The sequence below is a fragment of the Alteromonas aestuariivivens genome, assembly GCF_003367475.1.
In the GTDB taxonomy this organism is placed as follows: Bacteria; Pseudomonadota; Gammaproteobacteria; order Enterobacterales; family Alteromonadaceae; genus Alteromonas; species Alteromonas aestuariivivens.
This window is the reverse complement of sequence record NZ_QRHA01000025.1, coordinates 1-3,186: the sequence shown is the minus strand read 5'-3', so window position 1 is coordinate 3,186 and position 3,186 is coordinate 1. Positions and strand designations below refer to the sequence as shown.

General features: G+C 39.4%; 4 protein-coding genes and 1 pseudogene. All 5 read left to right on the top strand.

Features of this window, described 5'->3' with window-relative positions; genetic code table 11:
- Nucleotides 1-481: 481 nt before the first annotated feature.
- Complete coding sequence (locus DXV75_RS16955; RefSeq protein ID WP_220272545.1) at nucleotides 482-1,516, top strand: hypothetical protein; 1,035 nt, start codon at nucleotides 482-484, stop codon at nucleotides 1,514-1,516.
- Nucleotides 1,517-1,518: 2 nt separating this feature from the next.
- Nucleotides 1,519-2,448 (top strand): hypothetical protein, encoded by a 930-nt coding sequence (locus tag DXV75_RS16950; protein WP_115594603.1) that lies wholly within the window; start codon nucleotides 1,519-1,521, stop codon nucleotides 2,446-2,448.
- A 191-nt stretch (nucleotides 2,449-2,639) separates the two neighbouring features.
- A complete protein-coding gene (locus DXV75_RS17320; protein ID WP_425451722.1) occupies nucleotides 2,640-2,837 on the top strand; it encodes a DUF6538 domain-containing protein in 198 nt (65 codons plus the stop codon).
- Entirely contained in the window at nucleotides 2,764-2,997 is a 234-nt protein-coding gene (locus tag DXV75_RS17070) for a hypothetical protein (RefSeq protein ID WP_147291852.1), read from the top strand. Before DXV75_RS17320 ends, DXV75_RS17070 begins: the two co-directional genes overlap by 74 nt.
- Nucleotides 2,952-3,186: pseudogene (locus DXV75_RS16945) on the top strand (IS3 family transposase); the annotation flags it as partial. The gene DXV75_RS17070 and the pseudogene DXV75_RS16945, both read left to right, overlap by 46 nt.

Genomic DNA, 3,186 nt, shown 5'->3' with positions numbered 1-3,186 from the left:
CGCTGTCTCCAGTCTGAATTCAGGACTAAAATTCGAGCCTTTCTTCTTTGCCATCTTGTCACCTAATTTTGTTATGCTGCTATCATAGCAGCTCTAATTAGGTGGCCAAATTCACTATGCCACTACACTGAATGCATTGTTGGAGATAAGGCATAGTCGATGGTACAGTTCAGAAAAAGTATTTATAAATCCGGAGACAATGCTTCCATTTCACTATGCTGATGGTTTACGTAAGTATATTTGGAAGCCTGCATTGGAAAGAGCAGGAGTACGTTACAGGTGCCCATATCAATGCAGACATACCTACGCGTCATTGATGTTAACAGAGGGAAAATTACCTTTTTGGGTGGCAAAGCAACTGGGGCACACCAGCCTTCAGATGCTTGAACGTACTTATGGTAAATGGATAGATCACTAGTAATACCAGACTCTCTTCCAATTTACTCATTTAAAACAATAAAGATTCTTAAAGTAGGACTAAATGAGCAAAAAAATAGAAATTTTTACGGCCGACCAGGACGAAGTTATAAACAGCTTCGTAGCTGCTGGGAGAACAACTTACAAAGTTGCACTTGAAAATTTATATCCTCTAATCAATAGATTTGATGCACAAAGAAAGCTACAAGACAAAAAATTTTATAGAAGACTCAAAAGGGATATTATCGATGGGTGCATTATGCCGCCCCTAACTATCGCTTTTGTTGACAAACAAAAAACGAACTTGTCCGAGGTGGCATCACTGGAAGCATACGTCAATGCAAACCTTGAAAAAGGTTATATTCTGGACGGAATGCAAAGGCTAAATACTTTAAAATCTGCATCAGAGGAGGAAAGCTTTGATGAAAACCGCGTAGCCTTCTTAAATATCATCGTAGCAGACAATCAAGATAAACTTCTCTATAGAATGATTACTCTCAATAATGGACAGAAGCCAATGACGCCTCGCCATCAAATTGAGATTTTAACAAACGAAATGTTTGACTTTACGACGCTACAGAACATCGTCGTTCAGACTGAGAAAGAAAGGGCGAAAAAAACGATAAGGGGCGCATTCAATCTAGGTGATATTTCAAGAGCTTACCTAGCATTTCTTACGAATAACGTTAACAATGAAAACAATAAAATCATCGATGAAAAAATGGATGAGATCCTGGTTAGCAGAGTCTTGGACACTAGAGATGATGGAAACAGTCTCAAATTTGAAGAAATCTTAAACCTGGTAGACAAGCTTTCGCAACAAAGGAGTTGTAAAGATTGGTTTAAGGTGAACAATAACCTTATAGGCTTTTGTTTGGGAGCAAAAAGGTCCTACGAAGAAATATGTTCACTCACACCAGAGCGATTTGCCGAATCTATAGATCTTTTTGAAGAAGGTTTCGACGCAATCAATCCCTCGAAGGTAAATCTGGGTAAATATAGACGTCAACTGTCTTGTGAATTTATCACACATCACGAAAAGTTATCATCCATGGATGCAGACGAGTTAGTAGAACATTTCTTTGATATTACATCATAATTATGTCCAGAAGTTTTCCGTTTGCTTATTATGAGAGCTTCACAGATAAAACTCTCGAAACAACAATCGATGCGCTTAAAATAAAGGGAAACTCTAATGCTGAGCTTCTTCTTATATTGAGGCTTCTAAGCGGTGCAATCAAAGTCGAACACAAAGACTCTGAATATCAATTCACTCAAAAGATAAACTATTGTACATCTGACTTTAAGCCCTATAACCAAAAGTGGAATGAAAAGTTCCCAGGATTACTTGGAGATGGCTTTACAGATGAACAGCTCGCAGATTTTATAGAATTTTCTAAATATCGTTCCAATAGAAAATTCTATAAAAATATCTTAAGTGAGCTCTCTTATTTTTGTTACTACTCACATAAGAAGTCACACGCCAGTGCTTTTATATTTTTATACCGTGTTTTAGAGCATATATCCTATGCCCTTCCTCTTATCTATGCTTCGAAAACAGATAGTTTTACAAACACATATACCTTACTTAAAGAGTTACTGTCAGAAGATAATTCTGCGGGTGAATTAAGGTTCTTTAAGACCTTTATTCAAAAGGTATTTAAGGAGAGCCCACTGCTTGAAAGCTCCATCGATTTCGAAATGACAAGACCTACTGTTGAGGATCAAGAATATATGTTTGACGAGCTCAAAAAGTCATGTGCTCGTTCAGCTCTGTCAGAAGCTACGGACGAGCCACGAGTTCTGTCGATAAAATTCGGTGAAACTGGTAGCTTCTTAGCAAACGTAAGAAACCGCTTCTTTCACTTCATGAACGGACACGAGAATAATATAAATAGCTCTAATATAAAGAACATTGACGGTTTGTTTGCAATTGTTAACAAAGCTGGATTATTCTGGGTCACTACAATATTTCTGGAAGTAGTTGCTTACAGTGCAAACTATTATTTGACAGTCAAAAACCAAGAGTAAGTCGAGTCTAGTTTACAGTTAATTGGCAGCGTTTTAATAACCTATTGAAAAATAAAAACTAATGAATAGTTCAAATCCCGCCAGCTCCACCAATTTCGATTAAGCCCCTATTTTTAGGGGCTTTTTGCTATGCAGCTCAGGGTTTCCGTGTGTTTTGGTACACACAATGGGACACAATAGGTGGAGCTGGCATGGCATTTACTCCCCCCTCATACCTTTTTAAGCGACAACAAATCTGGTACTTTCGACAGCGTACGCCTCGCCATTTATTACCTCATGTTGGCAGGTCTGAATTCAAAGTGTCGCTGAAGACCCATGACATCAACATCGCCAAACGGCGATCGATTGCGCTTGCATCTCAGCTTCAGCAGTACTTTTTTGCATTATGAGAAGGAATTTATGGCAAACAAAGTCCACGATGATGAGCAATTCGCTCAGCTGATCACCCTTGGTGAATCCAAAGTCGGTGATGTGACCTTCCCCAGTGTGACCTTTGATCACCCTGGAATCACAAGCGTGTTTACCGCATTTACTGTGAAGAAGCCCTGAACTTGCGTATTCGTCCCAAGCGACGGCTGAATCGCAGCAAGCCTGAGCCACTGAAAGAACCAACCCGGTCTGACCAGGTTTGGTCGATGGACTTTATGCATGATCAGCTTGCTGATGGCCGAAACTACCGATTGTTTAATGTCATTGACGATCACAAACGTGAAGGGCTGGCTATTGAAGCCGGTTTTT